General features: G+C 38.0%; 29 protein-coding genes and 1 pseudogene. 16 read left to right on the top strand and 14 right to left on the bottom strand.

All coding sequences use genetic code 11. The features are described 5' to 3' along the window. Positions 1–100: 100 nt before the first annotated feature. The 4 genes from NIAKO_RS16715 to NIAKO_RS16700 all read left to right on the top strand — a co-directional run bounded on the left by NIAKO_RS16715 (position 101) and on the right by NIAKO_RS16700 (position 2759). On the top strand, positions 101–532 hold the full coding sequence (locus tag NIAKO_RS16715; RefSeq protein WP_014219618.1) for a hypothetical protein: 432 nt from the start codon (positions 101–103) through the stop codon (positions 530–532). Positions 533–639: 107 nt separating this feature from the next. Then, positions 640–2010 carry a hypothetical protein gene (locus NIAKO_RS16710; protein ID WP_014219617.1) on the top strand — a complete coding sequence of 457 codons (1371 nt, stop codon included), beginning with the start codon at positions 640–642 and terminating at the stop codon, positions 2008–2010. A gap of 9 nt (positions 2011–2019) precedes the next feature. Continuing rightward, a complete protein-coding gene (locus NIAKO_RS16705; RefSeq protein ID WP_014219616.1) occupies positions 2020–2403 on the top strand; it encodes a hypothetical protein in 384 nt (127 codons plus the stop codon). Then, a complete protein-coding gene (locus NIAKO_RS16700; RefSeq protein ID WP_014219615.1) occupies positions 2400–2759 on the top strand; it encodes a hypothetical protein in 360 nt (119 codons plus the stop codon). The genes NIAKO_RS16705 and NIAKO_RS16700 overlap by 4 nt, the downstream gene beginning before the upstream one ends. A gap of 65 nt (positions 2760–2824) precedes the next feature. On the opposite strand, the gene NIAKO_RS16695 is transcribed toward NIAKO_RS16700, so the two are convergent. Both NIAKO_RS16695 and NIAKO_RS16690 read right to left on the bottom strand, forming a co-directional pair. Beyond that, positions 2825–4837: a type IV secretory system conjugative DNA transfer family protein gene (locus tag NIAKO_RS16695; protein ID WP_014219614.1), complete on the bottom strand. Its 2013-nt coding sequence runs from the start codon at positions 4835–4837 to the stop codon at positions 2825–2827. A gap of 111 nt (positions 4838–4948) precedes the next feature. Beyond that, positions 4949–5290, bottom strand: coding sequence for a hypothetical protein (locus NIAKO_RS16690; protein ID WP_014219613.1), 342 nt, complete (start codon positions 5288–5290; stop codon positions 4949–4951). A 61-nt stretch (positions 5291–5351) separates the two neighbouring features. Between NIAKO_RS16690 and NIAKO_RS16685 the strand changes: the two genes are divergently transcribed. The 3 genes from NIAKO_RS16685 to NIAKO_RS16670 all read left to right on the top strand — a co-directional run bounded on the left by NIAKO_RS16685 (position 5352) and on the right by NIAKO_RS16670 (position 7705). Beyond that, a complete protein-coding gene (locus NIAKO_RS16685; protein ID WP_014219612.1) occupies positions 5352–6143 on the top strand; it encodes a hypothetical protein in 792 nt (263 codons plus the stop codon). 268 nt (positions 6144–6411) lie between these two features. Further along, complete coding sequence (locus NIAKO_RS16680) at positions 6412–6792, top strand: plasmid mobilization protein (RefSeq protein WP_014219611.1); 381 nt, start codon at positions 6412–6414, stop codon at positions 6790–6792. Next, positions 6776–7705 (top strand): relaxase/mobilization nuclease domain-containing protein, encoded by a 930-nt coding sequence (locus NIAKO_RS16670; RefSeq protein ID WP_014219610.1) that lies wholly within the window; start codon positions 6776–6778, stop codon positions 7703–7705. The genes NIAKO_RS16680 and NIAKO_RS16670 overlap by 17 nt, the downstream gene beginning before the upstream one ends. Positions 7706–7714: 9 nt before the next feature. Here the strand turns inward: NIAKO_RS16670 and NIAKO_RS16665 are convergent, their stop codons facing one another. From NIAKO_RS16665 to NIAKO_RS16650, 4 genes are all read right to left on the bottom strand, one after another. Beyond that, positions 7715–8095, bottom strand: coding sequence for a HigA family addiction module antitoxin (locus NIAKO_RS16665; RefSeq protein ID WP_014219609.1), 381 nt, complete (start codon positions 8093–8095; stop codon positions 7715–7717). A 10-nt stretch (positions 8096–8105) separates the two neighbouring features. Next, positions 8106–8384: a type II toxin-antitoxin system RelE/ParE family toxin gene (locus tag NIAKO_RS16660; RefSeq protein ID WP_014219608.1), complete on the bottom strand. Its 279-nt coding sequence runs from the start codon at positions 8382–8384 to the stop codon at positions 8106–8108. Positions 8385–8486: 102 nt separating this feature from the next. Next, positions 8487–9719 (bottom strand): site-specific integrase, encoded by a 1233-nt coding sequence (locus NIAKO_RS16655; protein ID WP_014219607.1) that lies wholly within the window; start codon positions 9717–9719, stop codon positions 8487–8489. A 347-nt stretch (positions 9720–10066) separates the two neighbouring features. Next, positions 10067–11056 carry an ISAon1 family transposase gene (locus NIAKO_RS16650; RefSeq protein ID WP_014219606.1) on the bottom strand — a complete coding sequence of 330 codons (990 nt, stop codon included), beginning with the start codon at positions 11054–11056 and terminating at the stop codon, positions 10067–10069. Between the two features lie 35 nt (positions 11057–11091). On the opposite strand from NIAKO_RS16650, the pseudogene NIAKO_RS16645 reads away from it, so the two are divergent. The 3 genes and pseudogenes from NIAKO_RS16645 to NIAKO_RS16635 form a co-directional block, all read left to right on the top strand. Further along, a pseudogene (locus tag NIAKO_RS16645) lies at positions 11092–11484 on the top strand (nucleoside 2-deoxyribosyltransferase); the annotation flags it as partial. Next, a complete protein-coding gene (locus NIAKO_RS16640) occupies positions 11456–12892 on the top strand; it encodes a restriction endonuclease subunit S (RefSeq protein WP_133055342.1) in 1437 nt (478 codons plus the stop codon). The pseudogene NIAKO_RS16645 and the gene NIAKO_RS16640, both read left to right, overlap by 29 nt. Positions 12893–12907: 15 nt before the next feature. Beyond that, entirely contained in the window at positions 12908–13639 is a 732-nt protein-coding gene (locus NIAKO_RS16635; RefSeq protein WP_207622443.1) for a DUF5655 domain-containing protein, read from the top strand. Positions 13640–13848: 209 nt separating this feature from the next. On the opposite strand, the gene NIAKO_RS38970 is transcribed toward NIAKO_RS16635, so the two are convergent. The 6 genes from NIAKO_RS38970 to NIAKO_RS16610 all read right to left on the bottom strand — a co-directional run bounded on the left by NIAKO_RS38970 (position 13849) and on the right by NIAKO_RS16610 (position 17244). Continuing rightward, positions 13849–14238, bottom strand: a complete 390-nt coding sequence (locus NIAKO_RS38970; RefSeq protein WP_014219603.1) for a hypothetical protein — start codon at positions 14236–14238, stop codon at positions 13849–13851. Next, complete coding sequence (gene tnpB, locus NIAKO_RS39750; RefSeq protein ID WP_071884240.1) at positions 14159–14404, bottom strand: IS66 family insertion sequence element accessory protein TnpB; 246 nt, start codon at positions 14402–14404, stop codon at positions 14159–14161. Before tnpB ends, NIAKO_RS38970 begins: the two co-directional genes overlap by 80 nt. Beyond that, positions 14401–14724 carry an IS66 family insertion sequence element accessory protein TnpA gene (tnpA, locus tag NIAKO_RS16625; protein ID WP_014219602.1) on the bottom strand — a complete coding sequence of 108 codons (324 nt, stop codon included), beginning with the start codon at positions 14722–14724 and terminating at the stop codon, positions 14401–14403. Before tnpA ends, tnpB begins: the two co-directional genes overlap by 4 nt. 56 nt (positions 14725–14780) lie before the next feature. After that, positions 14781–15008, bottom strand: a complete 228-nt coding sequence (locus NIAKO_RS38580; RefSeq protein WP_262493747.1) for a S41 family peptidase — start codon at positions 15006–15008, stop codon at positions 14781–14783. 356 nt (positions 15009–15364) lie between these two features. Beyond that, positions 15365–16522 carry a hypothetical protein gene (locus NIAKO_RS16615; RefSeq protein WP_014219601.1) on the bottom strand — a complete coding sequence of 386 codons (1158 nt, stop codon included), beginning with the start codon at positions 16520–16522 and terminating at the stop codon, positions 15365–15367. Beyond that, positions 16519–17244 (bottom strand): hypothetical protein, encoded by a 726-nt coding sequence (locus NIAKO_RS16610; RefSeq protein WP_014219600.1) that lies wholly within the window; start codon positions 17242–17244, stop codon positions 16519–16521. The genes NIAKO_RS16615 and NIAKO_RS16610 overlap by 4 nt, the downstream gene beginning before the upstream one ends. A gap of 216 nt (positions 17245–17460) precedes the next feature. Here NIAKO_RS16610 and NIAKO_RS16605 point away from each other — a divergent pair, with 216 nt between their 5' ends. The 5 genes from NIAKO_RS16605 to NIAKO_RS16585 all read left to right on the top strand — a co-directional run bounded on the left by NIAKO_RS16605 (position 17461) and on the right by NIAKO_RS16585 (position 22873). Further along, positions 17461–17916 (top strand): DUF4062 domain-containing protein, encoded by a 456-nt coding sequence (locus tag NIAKO_RS16605; protein ID WP_041346883.1) that lies wholly within the window; start codon positions 17461–17463, stop codon positions 17914–17916. A gap of 294 nt (positions 17917–18210) precedes the next feature. Then, positions 18211–20451 (top strand): patatin-like phospholipase family protein, encoded by a 2241-nt coding sequence (locus tag NIAKO_RS16600; RefSeq protein ID WP_014219598.1) that lies wholly within the window; start codon positions 18211–18213, stop codon positions 20449–20451. A 313-nt stretch (positions 20452–20764) separates the two neighbouring features. After that, positions 20765–21058, top strand: a complete 294-nt coding sequence (locus NIAKO_RS16595; protein WP_014219597.1) for a hypothetical protein — start codon at positions 20765–20767, stop codon at positions 21056–21058. Between the two features lie 287 nt (positions 21059–21345). Next, positions 21346–22050, top strand: coding sequence for a toll/interleukin-1 receptor domain-containing protein (locus NIAKO_RS16590; RefSeq protein ID WP_014219595.1), 705 nt, complete (start codon positions 21346–21348; stop codon positions 22048–22050). A 49-nt stretch (positions 22051–22099) separates the two neighbouring features. Further along, complete coding sequence (locus NIAKO_RS16585) at positions 22100–22873, top strand: toll/interleukin-1 receptor domain-containing protein (RefSeq protein WP_014219594.1); 774 nt, start codon at positions 22100–22102, stop codon at positions 22871–22873. Positions 22874–23987: 1114 nt separating this feature from the next. Here the strand turns inward: NIAKO_RS16585 and NIAKO_RS16580 are convergent. Further along, positions 23988–24662: a carbonic anhydrase gene (locus NIAKO_RS16580; RefSeq protein ID WP_014219593.1), complete on the bottom strand. Its 675-nt coding sequence runs from the start codon at positions 24660–24662 to the stop codon at positions 23988–23990. A 46-nt stretch (positions 24663–24708) separates the two neighbouring features. Next, positions 24709–25152, bottom strand: a complete 444-nt coding sequence (gene cynS / locus NIAKO_RS16575; protein WP_014219592.1) for a cyanase — start codon at positions 25150–25152, stop codon at positions 24709–24711. Positions 25153–25476: 324 nt separating this feature from the next. Between cynS and NIAKO_RS16570 the strand changes: the two genes are divergently transcribed. Beyond that, positions 25477–25887 (top strand): nuclear transport factor 2 family protein, encoded by a 411-nt coding sequence (locus NIAKO_RS16570; RefSeq protein WP_014219591.1) that lies wholly within the window; start codon positions 25477–25479, stop codon positions 25885–25887. Positions 25888–25954: the final 67 nt, after the last annotated feature.

The following is a 25954-nucleotide window of genomic DNA, read 5'->3' as shown; positions in this document are numbered from 1 at the left end:
TCTATATGCTATTTAAGAGACCAAATTCAACTGAAATCATATTTTTCCAACATTTGGTGAAATCGGATAATATTTATTAGATTTAGGCAGGCCATACATCATGAAAACATCTATAGAACAACCCAAAAACATACCTGCCGGATTAAAAACCCAATTAATCGATTTCATTGCATCCGGGTCACAAGTTGATAGACATTTTGTCGAAAGAGGCATTCCAAGAGCGGCACTGATTAGCATAACCTTTGACCAGGATGTTATTGCATGTACAGCAACAATCAAAAACCCAGTCAATAGTTATAGAGAGGGTGTATTTACCGATGCAAAGGTTGACAAGCTTTTAAATATGTATCGATTGGAGCTTGGTTATATTGTTACGCGAAAAGAATATGAAGGTAATAAACTATGCCAAAATCTTCTTTCTCACTTGATGCCTAAAGTCGCTAAGGAAAATATTTTTGCTACTACTAAAAAACCTGAGATGATCCACATTTTAAAAAAAGTTCGGGTTCTCAACCATCGGCGAAGAATATAAAGATGGCCTTCATCTTTTAATTTACGATGGAGCGTAACATTTTAATATGATTAGTGAATCATATTAAAATGTTATATATTCGAAATTGCCAGTAACCCATAGCTACAATGACCATCATTCGCCCACGTTTAAACGATTATTATAATATTCCTCTTCTCCAAGAAGAGATTGATTTTGCCATTCCATTTTTGGATGAAGATATTCCTCTATATGTTGACCCGTTTTTGTTATGGAAGAGTCCTGCTATGCAGGATAATGCATTACACACTTCTGTTATTTCATCATTCAATCACTTGGGAGGTCTATTCTTAAAAGGCAATGAACCAGAAGCAGTAAAAATGCTTATTGAGTTGACTGAATGCAAAGAAGTTGGTTTAGGCAACTCTGGCACGAGGGTAGGTAAGAAAGTTGGCGAGAAAATTGCCAATGAAATACTAAATACATTCAAAAATATACCACAGATAAAAGCTCATGGATTTAGTCACTTTGAAGAAATACAATTGCTTATTGATGGAATTTCAAAAGATAGAATAAGTGATATTACAAGTTCTCTAATAAAGTCATTTCTGATTGATTTTACAATACAACAAAGCGAGAAATTTAAGATTCCGATCGAAAAAGTAGATATACAGGTATATGATTATAAGAAGCAAAAGATTGTTTCTGAAAGCGTTTATTTGCCAGTTAATCCTGAAAACAAAGCTCCAATAATATTTACACCTAAACGATGGTTGAGATATGTACCTTGGATAAACTATGATGATTATTTTGACAATTACTATATTAAAGATATAGAAAAGGTTGAAGCAAATAGGCTTACAAGATCAAAAATACTTGATTATAACAGACAGAACTATGGACAAGTTTTAGCGTACACTTCTAACAAAGAACGAGATATTTCCAATTGTAAATACGATCCACTCTTTACTCAAATTCCAGTTTTATCAGCCAAGAGAAAGACTTCATCTATTTTAAACTTGCCTACCGGAAAGAAAGATAATGCAGATAAGAAATATGAAGATTTAATGGTTCAGCTTTTGGCGTCAATGTTGTATCCACATTTAGATTTTGCTAAAGAGCAAAGTAGGACTGATAGTGGGGTTCATATTCGCGACCTAATTTTTTATAATAATAAGTCTCACGAGTTCACAACTCTTTTATATGATAAGTATGATAGTCGGCAACTAGTCTTTGAGCTTAAAAACGTTGAAGAGGTAGAAACTGAACACATAAATCAATTAAGTAGGTATTTGACTGAAAACTTCGGGAGGTTTGGTGTTATATTTACAAGAAAAAGGCCACCAAGAAAAGTTATCAAAAATACTATAGATTTATGGTCAGCCCATAGAAAATGTATAATTATTATGGACGATACTGATCTACAACTAATGACGGAGGTTTTTGATAGCAAACAAAGACTTCCTATTGAAATAGTAAAAGGCAAGTTTGTTGAATTTACTAGACTACTCCCATCTTAAAAAGGAAATATGATGACAGAAGATGAAATCAGCGAATTTGAAAAAATACAAGTGCAATTAGAAAGTCTGCACGAGGAAATTAGCGCACTGGCAAAAAAATCTAATAATGATGCGCTTAATAAATTTAAATTGAAATTTGTTAATAGTTCAATATCCATAGCCAATAAAATTTTAGGTGATGACTATAAACCTTTTCACGATTTTGAGGCATTTAACGAAGATGATGTACCGACGAATAGCGATGTAACAATGATTTTAGGTCAATATTTAAGTTGTCTTGAAAAATTACGAGCAGATAATATTTCTGCTGGAATTGGAGGATGGTATTGGAAGGGAGAAGAAGGATTAACTAAAATAAGAACTGCACCCCCGAAAAAAATACAACTGAAATGAGCAAACAAGTAAACAAATCGAAAATACGACAAGAAGAGGTTCTGCAATACGAAATGCTTGAACCCATCCTTGACTCATTGTTCATTGAAATTAAAGAGCTTTCAAAAAAGAAGCAAGACGGAGTGTTGAACGAAACAAAGGTTAAAATGGTCAATCGGGTACTTACAAAAATTAAGGCACTTTTGGCTAATGACCCTACAAATGAATTTCTGGATTTACTGGATGAAGAAAAACCCCCTACAAATAGCGATGCAGTTTTAATACTTGCACAGTTCCAGACAGCAATGGAACAGTTTAAGCGAAAGCATTGGAATAGGGGTGCTCATACTTGGGATATTCTCCATGAGACCTCTTAATTCCATCAGACATCTTCCCTAAGCACAGCTTAGGCATCTTGAGGCCGACCAGTTAACCAATAAATTTATTGAACATAGGGATTAGGATCATATCGCCCAGAATAGACATTGGGGTGATAATAAGGATATTTATCGATTAAAAACTTGTCGCCATTTACCATTAAAATGAACTGCTTTCTTAATTTGCCAACTTCTTCGGGTGTCATTAGAGGGCGCTTGATTAATTGCTCTGTTTGGCCAGTGCTATATCCTTGGCTTGTTCCTGATCCAGATGATCCAGGTGAAAGACCAAGTATTCCTGTCATACTTGAATTTGAATTCGTACCTGATGAATTGCCCTCTGTGGTTGTACTGGTCCATTCCGTAGTTTCGCCTAGTAACTTTGATACGTATTCTTGTGTGTAGCTATCATTCATTCCAAAGAACTGGCGTAGTGTAGAGTTTGCCAAAAGCGTATTTAAACCTTCTTCGCCGTAAATATCTTTTAATTGGGAAAGGCTTTGGGCAAAAAACCAGCAAGATATTTTTTGGCCACGACCAAATGCAGCCGCTCTTAAAAAATCGTCCATTCGATCAAGAATTGGAAATTCGTCCATTAAGAAATTCACTCTCGTTTTTGCTGTGAAGTTACACAGCCTCAAGATGGTACCAAATACAATGCGCAGCCAGGTTTTGTGTGTATTTAAATTGCGTTCGGGAAGTATGATGTAAGCTGTTGTATTGCTTGTTTGCAAAGCCATAGGATCAAAGTCATTCGACTTAAAAGAGTTCCTAATAAGAGGCGATTCTAAAAAAGCTGTCGCACGTCTGGCTTCTGACAAGACGCCTAACCAGGTTTTTTCACCCCCAACGGCTAAAGACTGAATTTCATTTGCAGCAAATTTTGTTAACTCATTATAACTCATATCAACCCACAATCTAACCTGACCTTCCATATCGAGACGGAGCCATTCGTAGAGCAAACCTAAATGCTTATCTTTAATATCCTTATTGGTAAGAATGTGAAGAATATAGGCTTTAATGAGATTACGACCTGAATCCGTCCAAAATGCATCACCTTTAGTATTTTTATTTGCTTCGGGAATAAACATTTCCGCTATCATGGCGGCAAAATCGCTTATTTCTTCGATAGGCAGATATTTACCGACAATAAGGGGATTGAACCCACTTGAAGGGATGCCATGCGTGGCACCAATGGATCTTTGAACGTTAAATGGATCAATTATAAAAACGTGCTGACCTGTTTCTTTTTGAAATCTGGCCGTAACTGCCGCATTCTCTCCTTTAACATCAAGAACAACCCAACTATTTTGTGGCCTAGTTAACAAGTTAGGTATGATGGCTGTAGTACCCTTGCCTTGACCAGAACCTGCAATGGTTATCATGTGGGTATGCTCTAAATATTTAAATACATTTGGCTGAATAACGTATCCACCTGTTTGCTCAAACTGCTGATACATTTCTTTATCAGTTCTTTGATTATAACGTTGGTTAAATTTACTAGTAGGTAAAAACTCTGCTGATCCATGAATTGTAGACTTGTCGTTTTTATTGCGAAGTTGTGCTGGCGTGCTATTGCCTGTCGGTTTTGCTTGATTTAAAGTATTATTGTTATGAGTAGATGAATTGGGGGCTATTTGTATTGTTATTTTTTTTACGAGAACTCGCGTTAAGTTTAATGTCCCGAAAAAAGCTAATAGAAGTAGACCGAATGCTTTTAACATTTCAAGCCAACTGCCTGATAAAAATTGCTGCATCAATTTTCGGGGATCATTGCTGTAGATAAAATTATTAAAGAGAGCGATAAAGCCAGTGAACATGGCAAGGCCAACTAAGATATAAAGCAACCACCGAACAGTTGTTGACATTTCACCGTATTTGACAATGCTTTTTTCGATGTACTTAAACAGAATACTATGAGCATAATAAGCAAAAGCTATTGCCCCAATTATTCCCATCCAATCGGCGTATTCATAGTTTAGGCCAATGAACAAACCGAAAAATTTGCAAAACGGCTTCGTTATCCAGAAAAGGCCAGCGAACAGAAGAACACGAAGTAAAAAATCATTTTTTACCATTACACATTGTTTTTGTATTCAGAACACTTTATTTACTGGAAGTTTGTTCAATTTGACGAATAAAAAAACGTGAAAAACACCGTTTTTTATGCAGAAGGAAATGGGATATATTTAGGCGTGATGTTTAGGTAGTTCGCCACGCATAACACCGTTATAGCCTTTATCTAAAATGATTCGGTCATAGGTAATGTCTGGATAATCATCATTTAAGACATAGCGAAGGAAATTATCAATTGATGGCCAATCATATGGCTCTTTGTCAAACACTTTTAGCTCTACCCATCCTGCAATACATTGACGGATCAAAAATTCAATTGCGGGATCAAACTCTTCAGGATTGTATCGATTGCCTAAATAATGACTGATCGCTTTTCGGGCCAATCCTGCATAACGGAGAAATCCCGTTTTATGATTCATACAAAAATCGGTAAATTCATCTTTGTAGTAGAGCATAACTATTTCCTCATTGTTTTCATATAATAGCAGTTTTTATTTACAATGTAAAGTGTTAAATATGGAATATTCTGGCGATTTTTTCGAGCCTTATATTAGGCAAGTTAAAGACGATATAGCCTGTAAAAAATTACAGTACTTACAACATGAGTATGAAAAGAAGTTAGGAGAACTGCTTCGCACTGAACATAAGCAAAAAGATTACTATAGGATATACGGCAAAAAAATCTCCCAATCTTTGGAGTCTCACAAAAAAATGTTAACTGAGGAATATAAGAAAAAAGCAATGGAGACGGCACAGCCTCACATTGACAGGGTAACTTTTGAGAAAATAGCCCAAGAGCATGCTCCCGAAGAGGACCGAAAAAATGTAATTACTATTAGCCAATCAAAGCTTATCGAGTTACAACAGCAGCATAAAGCAAAGGAAGAACTAAAAGCTGAGGAGAAAAAAGAAACCCTGGAACAGGAAAAGGAACGCAAAGTACATGAGCTACTTAATAAGATGAACAAAGATAAAGTGAAAGAAACAGATTTTGAGAAAAAAATACAAGCGCAGATCACTGAGTCTATACAAAATCCAAGCGTTCAAATGACCGAACCAGAATTTTTAGAGACTTTAAAAGAGGAAAAGGAAGCTAAGGTGCAAGAGCTTCTTGCCAAAATGAACAAAGGAAGAGAAATAGATAGAGATTTGACACAAGAGCAAAAAACTGAACAAAAGCAGGAAGCCAAAAAAGAACTCACAAACGATCTTTCCTTAGAAGAAGAAAAAGCTAGAAAGACAAAAGAACTTTTAGAACAAATGGCTCAAAATAGAGAATTGTATAAAGACAAAGGCCTAGATCGATAAAAATATTTTTCTACAACTTTTTTTCACTTCACACCATTTCAATTCACATCATTACAATCTTACGGAACGTATACCCAACAAGGGTTTTGCGTGATTTTTGAATCACATCTTCAGCTTAATTTTATTGGTAGCGAGCTACGCGAGCTACGCAAGACGTGGTTTGTCCGTACAAAAACTCGTTGAGTTTGTCCGTCAAACCGTCTTGCAATGGAGAGTGTTGAGCCGTCTCCCTTGACCCTCTTGCAGCAAAAACGCGCTTGTTACCGTTATGCCCAGGCCACGAAAACATCATACAGACCGCCGCACGAAACGCGTGGAGCTTCGGCTAACAGAAGCCGAAGAAGCTGCCCTTGTCAGGCAGGCGGCGGATGATGGGCTTTCGGTCAGTGACTTTATCCGAAAGGCGGCTTTGGGCAAAAAACCAGTCGTGCGCAAAGCAACGCCAGAACGCGCAGCCTTCATTAAAGGGTTGGCAGAATTAGGCAAGATCGGCAGCAATGTCAATCAGATTGCCAAAGCGCTGAACACCGACCTTGCGGCCCATCAACAGATAAGCGTTCCTAGTGAGTTGATGACGGCCACCCTTTATGCGTTGCAAACATTATCCAAGAACCTTCTAAAACATCTTACCAATGGTAGTCAGGGGTAATTCCCGTGGTAATGGGGCACAGCTTGCCGATTACCTGATGCTTCAGGCGGATAACGATAACGTTCGCGTTTTTGATATTCGTGGGACGTCTCAGCCTGACAACTTAAAAGCATCGTTGCTGGAAATGTCGCTGACTTCGGAGCTTACCCGCAGTCAAAAAGGCTTGTACCACGCCCAGATAAATCCTGCCTATGGCGAGGATAAAAAAATGCAGCCAGAAGATTGGTCGAAAGCGGCTGACATCATGGAGAAGGAATTAAAGCTGAATGGCCAAAAGCGCGTCATTGTTTTTCATGAAAAGAAAGGCCGATTACACGCCCATGTCGTATGGGAACGATACGACCATGAAAAAGGAAAGATGGTTTCCGATAGCTATTCCCGGCTTGCCCAGGATCGAGCGCGTAAAACGATGGAAAAAGAGTTTGAACAGAAACCGACACCAATCCGGAATAAAAGGCAACCGGAAATCCAACGAACGCTTACTGAAGTTTGGCAAAAGACAAAGACTGGGGCAGAGTTTGTGAAAGAAGCGTTTCAGAAAGGCTATGTTGTAGCAAAAGGTCAGCTTCGTCGTCCGTTTATGGTGGTGGATGACACGGGCCGAAGTTTTGATTTGATCCGCCAACTAAAAGGAACGAAAACAAAAGAAGTAAGAGAACGTTTGCAACGCGAAACCTTGCCGACAGAAAAAGAAGCCATTTTGCAAGTGAGAGAAAGGCAAACCGCTAAAACTGTTGATCCCTGGTCACATGTGAGAGAAAGAGAAGCGCAGATGGCCACGCTTGTCGAACAGAAAAAACAGGAGTTGCAACAGGAAATCATCGAAACAGAAAGAGAGCGGTTAGTTCGGCAACTCAAAGAACAGTTGGAACGTAACCGCCAACAAAATAAAGAAAAAGGATTTGAACGCTAATCAAAAAATCTAGGCATGACTAATTGTGCTCTTTTTCTTTGCAACTTTCTTTGCTGATTTAACTTCGATAGTTGTGGTTTTCGTTGTATGAGATTTTACAACACCACGAAAGACTTTTATCTTGGTAAGTTGCACTTTTTTTCCTGCATTCCAGAGATCAAAAGTCCACTGCATATTCATCCATAATTCAGGCGTTGTATTAAATGCTTTCGCTAAACGCAAAGCCATTTCCGCGCTTATACCCTGATGTTCATTAATGAGTTGAGATAATGTTTTGCGTGTAATACCCAAATTAGCCGCGGCATCCCCTTGACTTAGACCAAGAGGCTCTAAATACATTTCTTTTAAAATCTGGCCTGGGTGTATTGGTGGCATACCTCTTTTCAACATAATGATCCTTTTAATGATAATCTAAATAGTTAACCAAATAAGCATTCCCATCTTTAAACTTAAAGGTAATTCGCCAATTACCGTTAACCGCTACGGCCCAATGACCAGCCAATTTACCTTTAAGGGGATGAAGGCCGGAGCCTGGAAAATTCATATCCGCTATATCTTCAGCAGCGTCAAGCATTGTTAGAATATTCCTTATTTTATTAACGTGATCGGGCGGCAATTTGGTAGCATCGTTGTGTTCCCAAAGGCGTTTAAGTCCTTTGTGCTGAATACTAGCGATCATAGTGTAAATATAACATGTTACGTATCAGGTTACAAATGATTTTTGTCACTTATTCCCGAAAATAACAATTTATTGATAAAATATAAGTGCAAAAGAAAATATTTAAGCGGCTAATGCTACGGCTACTTCTTCCAATACAGCATCGAGGGCATTGTCCATTTCGTCGTGGGTGAAGTTCTGTTGATAATTGGCCGTCGTACTTAAATGAAAGTGACGATAAAGTTGTTTCAACGTTTTCAGTGAAATCTTATCGCCGGAAATATTGCCAAATGTATGACGGGCAATATGGGGATCGAGTTTTTTGGTTAGCTTGATGCCAGCACGTACAGAATCCAATCGTTCATTTAGACGTCTGTTGCTGGATTTAATCTTTTTTTTCACTTCCCATTCGTCGTTATAATCTTCTACACCTTCGATATCTGGAAAAACAAGATCATGTTTCGGATTGGGGCGACTGTATTGCTCCATGATAGCCGTTGCCTTTGCTGGCACTTTTAAAGACCCAGCTTTACCATTTTTACCCATCACATAGTATAAACGCCCATCTTTAAAATCTGACCAGCGTAAACGGAAGACATCTGAAATCCGCATCCCAGCAAAATAAAATGAGAAAAGAAACAGATTACGAGAATGATGTAATCTAGGATCAGCAAAATTAGCATCCTCTAGTGTTTTTACTTCGGATGCCGTCAAACCGATTTTAGTCGTTTCGGGAAATTTCACTTTAAATTTCCTGCGACCAAAGGGGTAAAATTTTTCATCAACCAATCCTGCATCTATCGCCTGATTATAAACAAGACGAATGACAACCATGTGATTCATGATATGAGTTTCGGAAACATTATTTCCAGTAAACTTCAAATGTGCGGCAAATTGTTTCAAAAGCGTAGAAGTTATTCCCTCAAAACCAATATCGCCACCAGGTAAAAATTTCTTGAAATTCTTGAATAGGGAGCTTTCGTTTGTCCAACGATTGAAGTTCTTAGTTTTTTCAAGATTGCTCAGGTGAATTTTCGCCTGAGCCATGAAGGAGTTGGAAACCTTGGGATTTATCTTTTGCACGACGGCTTTGGAGGTCGTGTATTTTTTGTGGCTTTCCAATTCTAAAGCCGTATCAGTCGCTTCCGTCAGTTTCTTAGCCAGAAAGTTATTTAGGCGCACTGAATTGGGATGTGACCTTTTGACCCGTTGAGCTTGGGCATCCCATTCGCTTTCCTGAAGTGAATAACCAAGATGAATAAAGCTGGTTTTCCTATCTTTTGTTACTCGCAAGCAAAGGGGAAAACTGCCGTCTTTGTTGGGTTTGCGACGCAGAACGATTTTGAGTGTAGACATACAAGTGCGAAGTTTTGGGTACAACAAAGGTACAACAATTGGTCATTTTGGATGGCACTTGCTGAAATTATTTAACAAGTTAAGTGTTGATAGTCATTCATTTGTATCCAAATGGTTCCAAATGAAACACGTTTGCGTCAGACTCAAAATCTGGTTCTCGCAAGGGAGTGCAGGTTCGATTCCTGTTCTGGGCACTTTATAACCCTGTAAGTCATTGATTTACAGGGTTTTTTTATTTCCCGCATGTCAAATATGTGTCACTTTTTTACGCTTTCTACCACTATTGTTGACAAGCAAATGACAAGCACTTTCTCTGGATCAAGTCAAATTGTTGGGGGATTTGGTTGTCAAGCATAGATTTTCTGTAATCTGAATAAGAAGAAATTAATATCCCTTACGCCTCTTGCAGATGCCCTGAAAGATTTGATTTTTGCATTAAAGGCTTCAGCCGAAGCGTTGGTGCTTCTGTTGTTAAAGTAGTTGAGAATGGTCAGATAGTGAGTTTCTATTGATCTGGCAACAGATCTGAAAGAATCGATACCAGCAGTTTCTACTTCATTATACCATAAGGCCAGCTTTTTAAATGCCTCTTCTTTACACTTACAATGATTAAAAATACTAGTGAGTTTCATTGATAGATCATAGGCTGCCTTTATTGCCGGATAGCGCTCAAACATCAGTTCAGCCCGTTGTTTTTGAGAATAGGTCCAATGTTCTTTATGCTTGAATAGCAGGTAGCGGCTGCGCGCCAGTAATTGTTTGGGCGAGTCTCCATTGGGTAATAGCTGTTGGACAAAGGTAGCTCCTTGCTTTTTGGCCAGGGCAATTTGTTCATTTTCCTCATCAATAGCCTGCCAACGGTGTTTGATACGTATTTCCTGCACGGCTTCTGAGGCCAGTTGCTGCACATGGAAGCGGTCTACCACACGATTGGCATAAGGGAAACAGCGCTTGACGATCAGGTGCATGCCCGCTGCCATATCCAGGGTTACTTCCTGTACCCTTTGTCTCGATCGCTTACTGATACGCTGTAACACCTCGATAACCTTTTCGGCCTGAGTGCCTTTGATCATCGCTACAATGGCTCCCTTTTGGCCTTTGGCTGACTTGTTGGTAACAACTGTATAGAGTTCATCATTGGACAAGGCGGTTTCATCGATACTTAAGTGAGTACCCATGTTCTTTTCAAAAAGCATCCATTCTTTGGCATGCTCCCGCTGGTCCCAATCTTTGTAATCGCTGATGTGATGCTTGTATTGTTGCTGAAGTTGACTGCCGTCCATCTGGAACATCCGGGCCAGTTGATGACAGCTAATCGGATGATCGTCCAAATGCATCTTTTAAAAAAAGCGCGAACTACAACCAGGCTTATGAAAGAGTAATAGCAAAGGTAAAGCTAGATTACAAGCAGGTTAAAATAGATTTGTACCCCATCATGCAGCATGAAGGCAGAACAAAAGACATTATTCAAAATATGCTGAATGAAATAAAAAGCTGCCGCATATTCATTTCAGATATTACCACAGCCAACCCAAATGTTGCCTATGAGTTGGGTTATGCTAGAAGTATTAACAAGCCTATCATTATTGTTAAACAGGAAGATGATAAAAACAAAGTGCCATTTGATTACGACCACGATGTGTATAAGAAATACAAAAAAGACGCAATACACACTTTAGAACAAGTGGTGTATGATGATATAGTGGAAATACTAAAAAAAGACTTTGGTTTAATTGTTGAAAAAGAAGATAAAGGTAATGTATAATATATCCTCACATATTAATACGGATAAGATTTTTATCGTCAAACGCTCAGAATTAGAAGACAGGTTTGATGCAACATTTTACAAGGAAGGTTTTGACTTTTTAAATTTTATTAGGCTTTCAAAGATTGCAAGAGTATCAGGCGGAAAACGATTGCCTGAAGGATATGACTTCTCAAATGAACCAACCAATTACCGTTATTTAAGAGTAGGTGATGTTAATAGGGATGGCACATTAAACTATGGCGACTTTAAGTACCTGCCAAAAGATGTGTACACTATTTTAAAGAGATATGAAATATTCAAAAATGATTTACTCATTGCAATAGTTGGAGCGACAGTCGGCAAAGTTGCATTAATGAACATTGAAACAGATGAAAATATTATCCTAACAGAAAACTGCGCTAAAATCACATTAAAAGACAAGACTGTTCTACCAGAATATCTATTTATTTTATTGCAAAGTCCATTAATTCAAAAGCAAATTCAACTTAACTATATTCAAACAACGTTACCTAAGCTGGGTTTAGATAGGGTTGGGTCTTTATACATTCCACCTATTCCATCAATTAAAATCCAAAATGAAATTGTCAAAGTATTTTCAAAAGCATTCAACATAAATAAGCAAAAAGAGGCCGAAGCAAAAGCCATTTTAGAAAGTATTGACACCTATATTTTAAAAGAGTTAGGCATTTCATTACCCGAGCAAAACAACACCTTACAGGATAGAATATTTACAGCAAAATTCAGTGAGGTGGTAGGTGGCAGATTAGATCCATTATTTTACAATTCAGATTTAAGTTACTTCTCCTCTGGTGTTTATGAAAGCCTTGCAATCGGGAGTTTAACAATTTCATTAAAGTCTGGCTTTGGAGTAGGAAGGCAAGACCAGGCAGATGAGTATGACGGCATTATACAAATTCGCCCTACCAATATTGATGAATTTGGACAGTTAATTTTTGATAGAAATATTTATGTACCTAGAACATTATTAGATAAGGTTACCCCCTTAGAAGTCGGGGATGTCCTTTTTAATAACACTAATAGTCAGGAGTTAGTAGGAAAAACAGCATTGTTTGCAGAAAATAAATCAATGCTATATTCAAACCATATTACTGTGATTAAAGTAAAGAAGGAAAAAGTGTTGCCTGAGTTTTTATGGATGGTACTTAATTCTTATCAAAAACACAAAGTCTTTTACTCACTTTGCACAAATTGGAATAATCAATCCGGAATAGGTCTTGAATTATTGAAATCAATTAAAATCCCTGTTCCAAATATTGGTACACAAAAAACAATTGTTAACCATGTCGCTAATATTTTCAACTCAGCGAACAGACTCAAAGAACAAGCTGCTGAAATACTTTTCGAGGCCAAACAAAAAGTAGAGCAAATGCTAATTAGCAAATAAAACCCGAAACCAAGTATGATACTATACATCAACTATACAGGCAAACTCAAAGAAGTAAAAGAAAAACCCTTTAAGTTGGAGAAGGATATTCAAAAGCTGTTTGAAGTCAACATCTTTTCCATCATGGGTTTGGAACTGGTTAAAAGTGAGTTCACCATAAAAAACAAACGGATAGACACACTGGCTTTTGATAAGCAAAGCGGTGCATTTATAATTATTGAATACAAGAGAGATAAAAACATCAGCGTAGTTGACCAGGGCTTTACCTATTTAAGCCTGATGCTAGAAAACAAAGCCGACTTTATTGTAGAATACAATGAAAGCCTGAAACAAAATCTCAAAAGAGAAGATGTTGACTGGAGTCAAACAAGGGTAGCTTTTGTTTCTACCGGTTTTACCGATAACCAAATACAAGCAACTAATTTTAAAGAAATAGCCATTGAGTTGTGGGAAGTAAAGCAATTTGATAATGATACCGTCATTATCAGTCCAATCAAAAAATCAAATGCAGCCGAAAGTATAAAACCTTTAACGCAAAATAAAGAAGCACTCAAAACGGTTTCCGATGAAATAAAAGTGTACACCGAAGAAGACCACACAAACAGGGTTTCAGAAGATGTTCAGGAATTGTATTTCAAATTCAAAACCGCCATTCTTAACTTGAGCGATGGTATAGAGGTACAGCCCAAAAAAGATTACATCGCATTTAAAAAGGGCAAAAATATCACACAGATATCACCATTCTAAAAAAGTCAATAAAACTCTGGATCAACCTGAAAAAAGGCAAGCTGGACGACCCTAAAATATCATGGAAGATGTAAGTGAAAAAGGGCATTGGGGCAATGGCGATTATCAAATACAGGTTGACAATGATAAAAACTTAGAATACATCATGAGCCTGATTAAGCAGGCTATTTCGTAACGAAATGTTTTAGCGTATGCAGCAAGAGTTATTCTTAAATATTATTCCATTTGACCCACCGACTTGTAAACAGACATTTGCTTTTTACAAGTAGAAGCAACCCGACTTTTACCAGGTATTCAAGGATGATTTGCAGGTCTTTTGTATCCCTAGGTACCATATATACCAACCGCCTATTGACCTTAATATACAACCGCATAGGATCGCAGGCCAACTGCCGTTGATCAACATGTCCAATACATCTGGCATTTGCAGGCTTATCATCCGCATCCAGGATAATGATCTGTTCTTCTAACCCTTTAGGAAAATCATGGCGACCGCCACGCTTTTTAGGTTCAATGGTTTTAACTACCCGTATGTGCTCCTTTTGTATTTTGCGGGCGTTGCTGAGTAACCATCTTGCTCTGCAGTAATAGTTTAACATGGATACACCGCTTATTAAAGAAGATAAAGATATCCTTATCATTTACAGTCTTGCCCAGTTCATTACGGACTATACCACACAAGCAATCAAATGACTTCTGTATATTGATAAAACGGGAATATAAAAAATAGCAGTGATGATCAGTTAGTAATGCAATAGCGCTCATGATACAAGGGTTTTAAGATATTCAGCCGTTACAGGCTGATAAATTTTGATACCCTTCGCTTCTGCAAACAATGGTGGTGATGTTTCTTTTTGTACGGGCGCCGTAATGGCGATAAAACTGCTTGTCACTGCTTTTTTAGCAGTTTGCATGGGAGACTGGTAACGACTTCGATAATAATAAAATACAAATCTGTTGATACCATGCTTACCGCAGAACTCCTTCACTGATTGATTAGGTGTTTTTGCATATTCCCTAAACAACTGAAGGTATTGATCTCTGCTGAGTATGGATACCCTGGTCTTTTTTTCTGTTTGCTCCATCTTTAATCTCTTTTTTTGGTGAGCGGCAAACATACTCGTTCAATACAGAGATTCAATCATGGGGCTAGTTGAAGGCTTACCCTGGTAGAATAGCCAATGATAATTTTAGTATGAGGTAACCTGAAGGCCCTTACTTCCCCATAGTGATTCACACTGCCGCTGGTTGGTTCGCCTACCAATATGGCATTGGTGCCCCGTTTAAGTTCGATCGCATTCATTATAGCCGATGAGAAGGTTAGCTTGCCAATTAGAACGATCAATTTTCCTTTACTGTTCCTTGCAATTATTGTAGTTAAAATAAAGGATGCCGTTTCCCGGATTGTATGCGTACCAGTAATAGTTCTCCATCTGGTGAGAAAGCGGCCTGTTTTTTACAACTACCAGGGAAGGTTATCGGCGTTTGTACCAGCTACAGACTTGATGACACGTTTAATAGTTTTGCCATCGGGGGAGTTTAAATCAAAGGTGGTTTCGTTTGTACTGTGCGTGATCTGCAAGCCTTTTAAAATCACCGGATTACTAATAAATTTTCCGGTGATGCCCGAGCATCCTTCTTACGAACACATATTTAATGGGTTTAAAAAGATTTTTCAGTAAGGAGACGCGCCAGGGTATTAAAAATGCCCACCTAATGGGAAGTCTAATCATCTGATTTGTGAAAAATCGCGGCTATGCGATAAAAAACTCGGAAATGCAACGGTGCAGGTTTGGCGGGGTAATATCTTAAACTGGATATCCCTTGTATCTCTTCAATACCTCTAGACATTAATAAATTGATTAAGGGTATACCAAAACTTCCTTTATTTATATACTTGCCCATATGAAGGAAATGAATATTGTTAAGGAATTTATCGAGAGTGATTATATGCGGAAGTCGATACGGTTCGAGATATCGCTGCATAAAGTATAGTTCATCCGTGATGAAGATCGTTTTATTTTGTAAATTACGCTCCTGAATTAATCTCAATTCTTTTCTGAGTCCCCAGGATGTTTGATTACTGGCAATGATGATCAGCTCCGCATCAGTTATCAACTTCTCTACAATTGAAAACCAATCCTTTTCTTTAGAGCATAAGGGAATGACATAGCTTGGTGGATTTAAATCTCTTTTATTACATAGGCCGAACACCGGCAGATACATTGAGATATTGAAAAAGGGTTCGTTGATCAATTCACTTACATTTTTTTGGCTAAAGGACTTTGAAACAGAGCCACTATCGAATTTCCGGTTGAATAAGGATTCCGAAGACTTCCATCTTTCAGATGAAAAATCTCTTAAGAAAAGACCAAATTGGATCTGGTTATGGTAACAATAGCACAGGAAACGCAAGCTTTTGTTAAAAGGATAATTTAGCCCTTTTGTATAATAGAGATTAGGAATCAATTTTAAAAACCAAGAGTTTAAGAAAAGTAAAATTACTGTAAGGGAAGCCCCCCATATAAAAGGCGGCACTGAATCGAATATCTTAACGACGATCAAATAAGCCAGGATAAATGTCGAAATAATAATAAACCCGCTGCGTAAATTATAATTAATTTTTTGTCGTATGATAGTCGATACCTCCCGATTCCCTTCGCGAATACTGTTGAACAACTCAACTGAAGCCTTATATGCTTTTTTATAACCCAAATACTTTTTTTTGAACTTTAGTTTTATTTTCCTCGATGGGCTCATCGTGAACACAGAAAACCAAATAAATATCCCCACTGCATATACGTAAATATAATCATGCCAGAAAGTAGCAGTAATTATAAACCCACAACTTGTAACAATTGATATGCTGTTTCCGCGTTTCATGAAATCCGTTCATTTATTCTTTCTAAAAGGACGTCGGTCGGTGGTGTTGTTCGATATTGATCTAATTGAGGGTTATATTCCAATATAAAATTGAAGAGATCCAGATTCCGAAGTGCTAAAAGGTGTTCATAATCCATGTCCAGTGAGGGCTGTTTAATCATTTTGTATACCTGGCTAAGTCCAGTCCAATAAATGTCCTCACGTTTGGCAACTATATTGCCGTCCGCTCCTACTGTACAGATTTTCCTGTTGAATAATTGCGACTGGATTTTTGCACACCAGTATGTCTGTAGGTCATGGCTCCGTGAATTAAAAGCAAGAAAGGCTTCAACATCTGCAACACCGGCCATATCGTACAGGAACTCAAATGGGTCGGTTATTTTATTGATTTCGTCAAGAAAAGCGTTTAGTTCACTGCTTTTTTTTATCTCCTGCACTTTATTGCGCGTTTTGGGATCCATTTCAGCATCCATGAATTCCTTAAGTGGATTACAAAAAAATAAAATATTTTTATCAATCAGATAATCAATAACTTCTTCTATCTGCCTATACCTGATCAAGTATTTTTTGTCAAGATTTTTTATATTGAAGAGCTTTCTGATTTCTCTATTTAGGTTTTCTTCGTCAAGGTAGATCTTCTCAAAGCAGAGCATACTCTTCCTGAAATCCAAATTAGTGATTAAGGATTGAGCAGATAGCGATTGATAGGAATTGAGAACCATAAATAAGCGGTTACAATGTAACGATTTTGATGGTATTCAAATACCGTCAAAACACCTTTTTCTTTTTGTCCATCTAATTAAACTTGCCACCCTATCATAAATATCCATCATCATAGCTTCACCCATTTACCAGGCTTCGAATATAACCACTGTCGCTTCCATCTTTAAATAAAAATTGCCAAATAAAATACGTGAAAAACACTTGTTTTTATCAAAATGAATTTCACTAATATGGCACTAGGGCAAAACGTGTTTTCAATGAAGCTAAAAAAAATAAAAATATATCTATCGTCAACCTTTGGCCATTTACAAAAATATAGGAACGCCATTATTGAAACCATTGCCAGGGACTCGTTTACACCTTTTTTTGAGTTGATACGAGCCGAAACGGCAGTGCAAACCTCAGAATTGGTTTGGGACCGCATAGAAGCTGATGTAACCAGCTGCGACTATTACCTTTTGCTGATGGGGGAAAGATATGGATCGATATATAATAACGCTGTTAAAAATACAAACCGTATTTCCTATACCGAACATGAATATGCTACGGCTAATAGTTTTAAAAAGAATATAATAATTTTTAAAAGTGACGACCCACTTTTAAAAGGGTGTATTGATACCTGTGGTTTCCCTCCTGTAGCTGCCCCGCATCTATCTGGGCTATGTGGCTAAATACGCCGACATCATTACACGCATAATAAAGAAATTACGAGAATAAGTATATACGGTTGAAGCTTCCGAAACAGATAACGTGCCTCAAACATATGTGGGATATTATTTTACGGAAGATCAGGCGGAAGCGCAGCGGATAATAGAAATGATCAAGGAAATAAGTTCCCGTATTTCGGGCGGCAAAATATAATTTGTAAAAGGTACGGCAAAGCCAAGGAATTTTAATCTCAGGATTCGCTTTGCCGAAAAAGAATAGAAGTTAATCTACACATTTACATACCAAAACTCTAATATATGGCTACTGATAACCCAAAGGCAATCAGACTCGGCATTTGTATGGCAGGCGCCGTTTCTGCAGGCGCTTACACCGCCGGTGTGGTTGACTATCTTATTGAAACACTTGAGCGCTGGCAGCAAAAGAAAGAGCAGATCCAACGAAAGCTCAATCAGGGAGAGGCATTAACAGAGATGGAAAAGCTGGTGCCCTTGCACAACGTGGTAATTGAAGTGCTAAGTGGCGCCTCCGCCGGAGGAATGACGGCAGCCGTATTGGCCTATTCATTTAATGATGGCTCTTACTACACTAAAAAGAACAACGATATAATTGCCAGGAATTACAACATCCCAGATGCATTGGATACGCCTACCAAACTATATGATGTATGGGTCAATATGGCTGATGATGAAAAGGGTTCAACTTTTAAAAAACTGATGAATACCGACGATGTGATGCCATTGAACAATATGAAGTCATTACTAAATTCTGCGCCCATAGACAGGATCGCCGAAAAAGCAATCCCTAGGAATATCCAGTTTAATCCACCAAAATACGTAAGCGAATATGTTAGTGTGCTGCTCTCAATAACGAACCTTGAAGGGATACCAATCGATATTCGTTTTTCCAACATTGATTCCAATAACCCTACGTGCAATGTACTGAAAATGCATAGCGGCTTCCTTCACTACCAGTTTAAAGGCCAATCGTTATTTATAGACTATCCTGCAGAAATAATAACAGAAGCCACAAAAGGTCATTTAGCTGTAGCAGCAAAGGCCACAGGGGCATTTCCATTTGGTTTGTCCAACAGAAAGATTGTAGTAAACAGGATGTTTTTTGAAGACTTCAAAAACAGGCTTAAGCTTCACTCTAACATGAACGTAAATCTGAAATTGCCGGAGGATAAAAATTATGTCTTCAATGCTGTAGACGGAGGTGCTATCAACAATGAACCCATCGGTACCACCATGCGGATACTGGATTGCAAAAAAAAAGAATACCATCCAGACGATGAAAACTATATGATCCTGATCGATCCGTTCCCTACTGTAACCAATGCCGCCAAACGGGACGAATACTGCGAACCTAAAGAATATACCTTGCTGGAGCAGGCAAAAAAGATCGTCAAAGCTTTTAGGAACCAATCGATGTTTAAGCAAGAAGACCTGCTTAATGGATTAGAGATGGAGCACAAGCGGTATTTAATTTATCCTATCAAACGAAAATTTTATTTTTTGGCATGTGGACTGATAGAAGGATTTTCAGGATTTTTTAAAAAGGAATTCAGGGAGCACGATTACCAGTTGGGAAGAAAGAATTGCCAAGCCTTTCTGCGGTTTTATTTTGGTGAGAGTCTCGAAAAATATAGACAGATCACGAATTATAATATTACAGAGGAACAATTTATAAAATGGCGATATAACATAAACTATGGAAAAGCAGATGTTCCCGAATTGTGGAGAATGCCACTGATTCCGGACCTTTTACGCCTGAATAGTGAAGACGAAATTGAAACGCCACAGTATAACGGACTTACCAGTACCGAACTTGCTACGGCAAATAAATTAATTAAGAAACGAATTGAAAAAGTGGTCAATGCCAGCTATCCTGCAATACAAAAGGCCGGAAAGAGCATCAATATCGTCGTAGGATGGTTATTAAAATTTTTTTCGCGCTACATGAGAAAAAAGATATCCTCTACTTTGTACGATAAAAGCGCCAGTTATCTCTCCGATACTTTTTATCCGCAAACATTAAAACAGGAAGATCTGTTACTGTTCTTTATTCAAAAAATTCAAGCCAAAGGCCGATTATATCAAAAAACAAAAGGAGTTTGGGCCAGGATTTCCGCTGGCGGCGAACAGATTGTATCCTGGACAAGTGATGGCAGGGAAACTTCGAATATTACCTCTGTGGGCGACTATGTTTTGCAAAATGATACCAAAATCAAAGAAGAGTATATAGTAAAACCCGACAAGTTTCAAGACAGGTATATTCATGAAAAAGAGAATTATTACGTTCCAAATCAAAAAGCAAGGGTATACGCCATTCAACTGACTGCAGGAAATATTGCTGCCTTTAAGCTGGAAGGCTTACAACAATTGATCGACAATCCCTCCAACCCTATCTACATCGAGGCTCCTTGGCATGAAAGTCAGGCGTTGCGACTGGACGACTATCTTGTAATCCCTCTTGCTAAAAACGAGGTTTACAGGATTGGACAAAAGGAGTTTGTTGAAACTTATAAGATAGTATAATGCGAAGCAACAACTGTCGGTTTAATTGCCTCCATGCCCAGGCGCTCCGGTAGGAAATTAAAAAAAGGAAAAAATCATCTTGTCAATTATTTGTCCCTTACAGTACACCAACAGCGAAAGGCAGTTCAGGCAGTCCCGTGTTCAACAAGAGTTGGAATTTAATTGGTGTTCATCATAAGGCGCTTTATTCAAAAAAAGTAAATGAAGGCATTTGGATAAAATGCATAATAGAGGCGCTTAAGGAAGAAAGGAAATAAGTTTTAAAAACCGTCCCATTATACCAAAGAAATTAATTTAGAAAAACATACCAATAATGCCAAACGGAGAAGATATTGCTTGGTTTAAACAACAGTTTCAAAACAAAATTGAGCCTACTATTCAGAACACGCATTATACCGTTAACATGCTGACGGCGCTTACCTGCCAGAAGACAGGTGAGGTGTGGCCGGTATTAGAAAAGCACCAGTTAAGCATTGATAGAATTCTTAAACTATGTGTAGGCAATACCGTTAACGTTACGCCAACGGGAAGGCGAAAAGTTTTTCCAAAACAAAGACAGAGCTTATCAGCAGTCCATACGGGCAGCAAATGTTTGATATCGTCTTAGTGGGCAAAGTATATCGGCGAACTCAATCAGGCATTAAAGCGCGTTTGATTGCAGGGCAAAAACGCTGACCAATCTTGAAATGGCAGCGGTGGCCATTTCAAGTAGGGCAATATAAACTGGTTGAAGGACGCTCAGTTTGCCGAAAGTGCTTTTGGGATTCATGCATAAGTAGATTTAATTTGGTCGTGAGAAATATTAGATTACGTAAGTCATTTAAATGTTACTGATTTCCTGTTTACATTGAATTAGAATTTCTATCTCATTAACAGTACTAAAAAAAGGCTAATATGTCATCTTTTTTTATATCCTACTCCAGAAAGGATTTAGCTTTTGCAGAGACATTAAGAAAGCATATTCAGTTGATGGATTCAGGACACGATGTGTTTCTTGATCTCTATAAAATAAAAACCGGTGTTAGATGGAAACAATATCTTTTGAGCAGTGTCAGGAAAAATGATTTTTTTATACTGATTTTGTCAAATAATTCTGCAATTTCAACATTTGTACAACAGGAAGTAAAATGGGTACAACAGGATGAGCTGAAAACAGGCGTTCGAAAATTATTTATTATCCGAATTGATGATGTCCCGATACCAACCTACATGAGTACCTTTCAAGTGCTGAATGCTACCGGAAATTTCGTTATTGACTTCTATAAATTAATGGAAGGCATTAATGGAAAAGCGTCTTATTTCAAAATTATGCACGAAAAAGAATCAGATTCACCAACCGGGTATTGGATAAAATTATATGTGGATGCGCCACTTCCTTTCTTGCAAAAAATTGAAAAAGTTGAATATCGATTCGACTATGAATTTCAATGTAGTAAATTTGTAGATGCAGTAGAGATTGTGGAAAATAAAAGAGGTGCTTATAAAAAAAACTATGCGGTTGAATTTTGGATAAGTGAGCCTATACTTGTGTTTATTGTGCTTTATTTAAAGAGCATGAGGCAGATCACCTTTGAACACAGAATACCTCTTTATTTTTAAGTTACGTAATGAAGAAGCTATAAATTCCATGCAATGAATATCTACTAATATGTTGTTCATAAGTCACAGTTCAAAAGATTTGCAAATCGTTAGTACCCTGGTTAATTTAATTCAATCGTCTTTAACCATACCTATGGAAGAAATACGATGTACAAGCTTGGATGGATACCGCCTTGCAGGGGGAGTACCTATTCATGAAAGCCTTCGCCAAGAGGTTCATGAAGCCGATGCTTTTATTGGCTTGATTTCTTACCACAGTCTTCAATCAACGTACGTTGCTTTCGAATTGGGAGCACGTTGGGGCGCAAATAAAAACCTTATTCCACTTCTTGCCCCCGGATTTAAAATACATGACCTTAAGGCACCCCTTACAGAGCTTAACACACTATCCTGTGAAAATGCTGCTCACTTGCAACAGCTTGTTAGAGAGCTTGCAGATAAGTTACAAGTGAAATTAAATGCCTCAGATAGGTACCAGCAAAAAATAGATGAAACACTTGCTCTTCCCCGAATATCAAAAATGATTATACCCGAGTATTTGTTAAAGGAACTGGAGATTGATTTTTCTACACGTAAAGACAGGATTCCCGGAAGTCAAAGGGAAATTCTTGATTATATAGAAAATGAAACTAGAAGGCGAGAGAGTATTCCTCAAAGAGATTTTGAAATCAAATTTGGTCATAAAGTAAAATCAGTTTATTGGCGATTAGAGTCATTATGTTATTTGGGATTCATTTCGAAAGAAGTAACAGACCATAGGGATGAGAAGCCGACTTATAATTATAGATTAACGAAGGAATACAAAGCTAGTATAGGCCTGTGATTAAAAGGTGCAGCTGGAATTTCCTTCAGTATATCCATGTGCAGATCATACCAGGGAACTCAAAGAGGTGGAAGATGCTTCAAAATCTGGTTTTTCTAGAAGACATTTACTATAATGAAAAAACCGGGGCATTTCGAATCGCAAAGTGAGTCCTCTTTTTCCGTCATATTGCAGGCCGGAAGATGGAATCCCCCAATTTTTCAACCAGATTTGACTTGATCTCTGAAAATCACACACTAAAAGTAAATGGAGTAAAATCAAAAAAAGTCTATCATTGCTGATGAAACTTCTTCGCTGAAGAAACGGGACTCGAACCCACGCAACTATAACAGTATAAATTTAATTTTTACTTCAGTACCACATTTTTTGATGTTTTTCAAATAGCCCTTTGTTATGACCAGATATACGTGATATCCTCATTTGTGTGTCAATCTCAATTATCTTATCTTTGTTTTGACAGGCAGAAACTGTTAAAAAGTGCGAAACAGGCACACTAACGGGCACGTAAATAGGCTTTTTTATTTTTTGTGACACTCCTTTGACACACCAGGGTTTAAATAACTGATATCCAGAACTCAGGGATTCCTGTTCTGGGCACCAATTAGGCCCTGTAAGTCATTGATTTACAGGGTTTTTTTATTTCCCGCATGTCAAATATGTGTCACTTTTTTACGCTTTCTACCACTATTGTTGACAAGCAAATGACAAGCACTTTCTCTTGCCCGTTACTTGCAAACTACTTGCAAGTTGGGCCTGAAAAATGGCCTTCTAACAGCGTAATAACAGCGCTGCAGGAGTGCGGGTTGACAAATCAAATGAGAAGCACCGTTGACAGTCACTTTAAGGCCGAAATGACAGACTGGGCACCCCCACCAACTGGATTTAACAAAATTTCTTTCTCACACATTCACGCAAACTCTACCACTTAATTCAAAGGAGTGAGCCGGAATTGAAATGTATATTACCTGGGCATGTGCCCGGTTGAGCTTTCAATATTGTTGCAGGACAAAAATGTAGATGATGCGAAAGTGACTTACCTTATTGCGCATACTTACAGCAGACCAGGTGCGGAAAACATACAAAAGACACCGGCCGAAAGATCAAACTGAAACTATCAATCAATTGCCCAGACTTTACTATCAGTCCTAAAATTTATATCGCTTTGATACATCTCCTTTACAAAACCTGATTCTAAATCTATTACCCAACCGTGGATAACTACCTCTGAACCGTCCATCCAAGATTTGTCAATAATTGGCGCACGGGACAGATTATATACTTGATGTAGTACATTTAACTCTACGAGTTTATCCCACTTCTCGATTTCGTTATTTAAGGAATCGATTTCATGACGATGTTGATCATAAATGTCGCGGATGTGTAACAACCAGTGGTCGATTAGCCCCACTAGTTGACCCTTTAAGGCTGCGTAAACTCCGCCACATCGATAATGACCTGCTACAATAACATGCTTAACCTGAAGACTATTAATTGAGTAATCCAACACACTCAATAGATTGATATCCGAATGCTGGCAAACGTTTGCAATATTGCGATGTTCGAAAATTTTGCCTGCCTCAGTCGCTGTTATTTGGTTCGCCGGAACACGGCTGTCTGCGCAACCGATCCAAAGAATTTCAGGGAATTGACCGGAGGCAAGTTTTTGAAAAAAATCTCTGTCTTTCTTTAATGAGCTTTTAACAAACTCCAAATTTCCAGTTAACAATTCCCGATAACTGTCGTCGAAACCCTGAACACGTTTTTTGTAATTGTGAACTAAGTTATTCATTTTTCATTTTTTTATTGAACGGTTAAAAAGCCGCGTCTTTTGACGATTAAAATTTATTAAACGATAAGTACTTACCGGTCATAGTCAATTTTACATGTGGCCCATCTGTGCTTTCTAATCTTTCAACGTCCATATGGAAGCTTATACCACTCATTGCGCCATCGCCGAACTTCTCGTTGATCAGCAATTTAATGGCCGGGCCAAAACTTTGCATCATTTCCTGTAGACGATACAAGGTCGGATCAAGAGGCGTTCCGCTATCATCATGACCTTTAGTCGGTATTGTTTGTAGCTCTTCAATTATCTCAGATGATAGTCCTAGCATCTCGCCAATTTTGTTTGCATCCGGCTGACTTAATGTTGCCTGACGAAGCAAGGCGTGAACAGTCCACACTTCACTTGCCCCAATTGCTTTAGCAAGATCAGTATAAGTAACACCCTTCGCTTTTTTGCCAGCTTTGATTTGTTCAATTAATGATTTCTTTTCCATTTGTTTTTTTTATGAAGACAAAGGTAATTCCCGATGTAGTGATGATTGTGGTGCTATTTGGGAGATCTGCGGTACAATTTGATCTAAAAGATGGGAAGTCTTTAAATCTTTGATCACCCTGATAACCACCTCATTGGTGATTCCTATAAATAGCTTCGTCGCTTTAAAAAAAGCATGTCAAAAGCTGATGATTGAAATTCTATTACTCGGTTCTATGAATTAAGAATATGTGAATTGTACCGCAAACGCGATAAAAAACGCCATAGACCTAAACGGTACAACGCTACCTTTGACTTTATAATTAACAATCTAAAATCAACAATCATGGAAAAAAAATTTCCATTGCCCCCTTTCACTTATGAAACGGCAATACAAAAAGTTCAAATGGCAGAAGATGCCTGGAATTCACAAGACCCTGAAAAGGTATCAAAAGCGTACACTGTGGACAGCGAGTGGCGTAACCGGTCTGTCTTTTTAAACGGCCGTGAAGCCATCGTAAAATTCCTGACTACCAAGTGGGAAAACGAGCATCAGTACAAACTTAAGAAGGAACTTTGGGCCTTTACAGATAACAGGATCGCGGTACGTTTTGAATACGAGTTCCACAATAACGAAGGTCAATGGTTTCGCGCATACGGAAACGAAAACTGGGAATTCGACGAAAATGGCCTGATGCGAAAAAGATATGCAAGCATAAATGACGTGCTCATTGAGGAAGCAGATCGCAGGTTATAACAAGATTCATTAGTATAAAGGGCAGGCCGGACACTGCCCTTTCCAATTAAAAAATACTTAATTATCT

It is taken from the genome of Niastella koreensis GR20-10, assembly GCF_000246855.1.
Taxonomy (GTDB): Bacteria; Bacteroidota; Bacteroidia; order Chitinophagales; family Chitinophagaceae; genus Niastella; species Niastella koreensis.
The sequence above is the reverse complement of the archived record's forward strand: the minus strand, read 5'-3'. Positions and strand labels throughout refer to the sequence as shown.

What these genes read in the sequence shown, in the direction of transcription:
- NIAKO_RS16715 (WP_014219618.1), top strand. Translation starts at nt 101, where the DNA reads ATGAAAACATCTATAGAACAACCCAAAAACATACCTGCCGGATTAAAA.
- NIAKO_RS16710 (WP_014219617.1), top strand. Translation starts at nt 640, where the DNA reads ATGACCATCATTCGCCCACGTTTAAACGATTATTATAATATTCCTCTT.
- NIAKO_RS16705 (WP_014219616.1), top strand. Translation starts at nt 2,020, where the DNA reads ATGATGACAGAAGATGAAATCAGCGAATTTGAAAAAATACAAGTGCAA.
- NIAKO_RS16700 (WP_014219615.1), top strand. Translation starts at nt 2,400, where the DNA reads ATGAGCAAACAAGTAAACAAATCGAAAATACGACAAGAAGAGGTTCTG.
- NIAKO_RS16695 (WP_014219614.1), bottom strand. Translation starts at nt 4,837, where the DNA reads ATGGTAAAAAATGATTTTTTACTTCGTGTTCTTCTGTTCGCTGGCCTT.
- NIAKO_RS16690 (WP_014219613.1), bottom strand. Translation starts at nt 5,290, where the DNA reads ATGCTCTACTACAAAGATGAATTTACCGATTTTTGTATGAATCATAAA.
- NIAKO_RS16685 (WP_014219612.1), top strand. Translation starts at nt 5,352, where the DNA reads ATGGAATATTCTGGCGATTTTTTCGAGCCTTATATTAGGCAAGTTAAA.
- NIAKO_RS16680 (WP_014219611.1), top strand. Translation starts at nt 6,412, where the DNA reads ATGCCCAGGCCACGAAAACATCATACAGACCGCCGCACGAAACGCGTG.
- NIAKO_RS16670 (WP_014219610.1), top strand. Translation starts at nt 6,776, where the DNA reads ATGGTAGTCAGGGGTAATTCCCGTGGTAATGGGGCACAGCTTGCCGAT.
- NIAKO_RS16665 (WP_014219609.1), bottom strand. Translation starts at nt 8,095, where the DNA reads ATGTTGAAAAGAGGTATGCCACCAATACACCCAGGCCAGATTTTAAAA.
- NIAKO_RS16660 (WP_014219608.1), bottom strand. Translation starts at nt 8,384, where the DNA reads ATGATCGCTAGTATTCAGCACAAAGGACTTAAACGCCTTTGGGAACAC.
- NIAKO_RS16655 (WP_014219607.1), bottom strand. Translation starts at nt 9,719, where the DNA reads ATGTCTACACTCAAAATCGTTCTGCGTCGCAAACCCAACAAAGACGGC.
- NIAKO_RS16650 (WP_014219606.1), bottom strand. Translation starts at nt 11,056, where the DNA reads ATGCATTTGGACGATCATCCGATTAGCTGTCATCAACTGGCCCGGATG.
- NIAKO_RS16635 (WP_207622443.1), top strand. Translation starts at nt 12,908, where the DNA reads ATGATACTATACATCAACTATACAGGCAAACTCAAAGAAGTAAAAGAA.
- NIAKO_RS38970 (WP_014219603.1), bottom strand. Translation starts at nt 14,238, where the DNA reads ATGTTAAACTATTACTGCAGAGCAAGATGGTTACTCAGCAACGCCCGC.
- tnpB (WP_071884240.1), bottom strand. Translation starts at nt 14,404, where the DNA reads ATGAGCGCTATTGCATTACTAACTGATCATCACTGCTATTTTTTATAT.
- tnpA (WP_014219602.1), bottom strand. Translation starts at nt 14,724, where the DNA reads ATGGAGCAAACAGAAAAAAAGACCAGGGTATCCATACTCAGCAGAGAT.
- NIAKO_RS16615 (WP_014219601.1), bottom strand. Translation starts at nt 16,522, where the DNA reads ATGAAACGCGGAAACAGCATATCAATTGTTACAAGTTGTGGGTTTATA.
- NIAKO_RS16610 (WP_014219600.1), bottom strand. Translation starts at nt 17,244, where the DNA reads ATGGTTCTCAATTCCTATCAATCGCTATCTGCTCAATCCTTAATCACT.
- NIAKO_RS16605 (WP_041346883.1), top strand. Translation starts at nt 17,461, where the DNA reads ATGAATTTCACTAATATGGCACTAGGGCAAAACGTGTTTTCAATGAAG.
- NIAKO_RS16600 (WP_014219598.1), top strand. Translation starts at nt 18,211, where the DNA reads ATGGCTACTGATAACCCAAAGGCAATCAGACTCGGCATTTGTATGGCA.
- NIAKO_RS16595 (WP_014219597.1), top strand. Translation starts at nt 20,765, where the DNA reads ATGCCAAACGGAGAAGATATTGCTTGGTTTAAACAACAGTTTCAAAAC.
- NIAKO_RS16590 (WP_014219595.1), top strand. Translation starts at nt 21,346, where the DNA reads ATGTCATCTTTTTTTATATCCTACTCCAGAAAGGATTTAGCTTTTGCA.
- NIAKO_RS16585 (WP_014219594.1), top strand. Translation starts at nt 22,100, where the DNA reads ATGTTGTTCATAAGTCACAGTTCAAAAGATTTGCAAATCGTTAGTACC.
- NIAKO_RS16580 (WP_014219593.1), bottom strand. Translation starts at nt 24,662, where the DNA reads ATGAATAACTTAGTTCACAATTACAAAAAACGTGTTCAGGGTTTCGAC.
- cynS (WP_014219592.1), bottom strand. Translation starts at nt 25,152, where the DNA reads ATGGAAAAGAAATCATTAATTGAACAAATCAAAGCTGGCAAAAAAGCG.
- NIAKO_RS16570 (WP_014219591.1), top strand. Translation starts at nt 25,477, where the DNA reads ATGGAAAAAAAATTTCCATTGCCCCCTTTCACTTATGAAACGGCAATA.